Raw genomic sequence first — 515 nt, 5'->3', positions numbered from 1 at the left:
TCGTATGTGTAGTGGCTCTAGCTGGATGTAATCAAAAGGAAGAGACCGAGGCACCAGCCCAATCGCAACCGGAAGCGAACCCAATCTGTAACTTAGAAAAACTGCCCGGCGGATGGTCACAAAGTGACATGACCGATGAAGCGCAATCATTGCTTGATGTGGTACTCGCGCAAATGAACACTTCCGCTAAGTTAAAGCAAATCCTCAGTGTTCGCACTCAGGTGGTAAGCGGCATGAATTACGCGATTGAATTTGAAATGGATAATGGCGAAATCTGGAATACGATTGTCTACCGTTCGTTAGACGACGAAATCAAAATGACGCAACCTGCAAAGCTTGGACGCTTCTGCTCATAATATGCAGACATAAAAAATGGCTCCCGATTGGAGCCATTTTTATTCACGATGTTCTGTTCAGCCCATCACATTCATCAGAACTAAGCCGTGGCGATATTAGCTTTGGGTAACTGAATCGAAATCAACGTTGTCAACGCCAAGAAAGCGAAAGAGACCCAC

At 45.6% G+C, this 515-nt stretch carries 1 protein-coding gene; it reads left to right on the top strand.

Going from position 1 to position 515, the window contains the following annotated elements; translation table 11 throughout:
- Positions 1–11: 11 nt before the first annotated feature.
- Positions 12–356, top strand: a complete 345-nt coding sequence (locus R7Z49_RS27645) for a cystatin family protein (RefSeq protein WP_318112852.1) — start codon at positions 12–14, stop codon at positions 354–356.
- Positions 357–515 lie beyond the last annotated feature (159 nt).

It is taken from the genome of Vibrio sp. 1562, from assembly GCF_033340155.1.
In the GTDB taxonomy this organism is placed as follows: domain Bacteria; phylum Pseudomonadota; class Gammaproteobacteria; order Enterobacterales; family Vibrionaceae; genus Vibrio; species Vibrio alginolyticus.
This window is presented reverse-complemented; position numbering and strand designations above follow the sequence as displayed.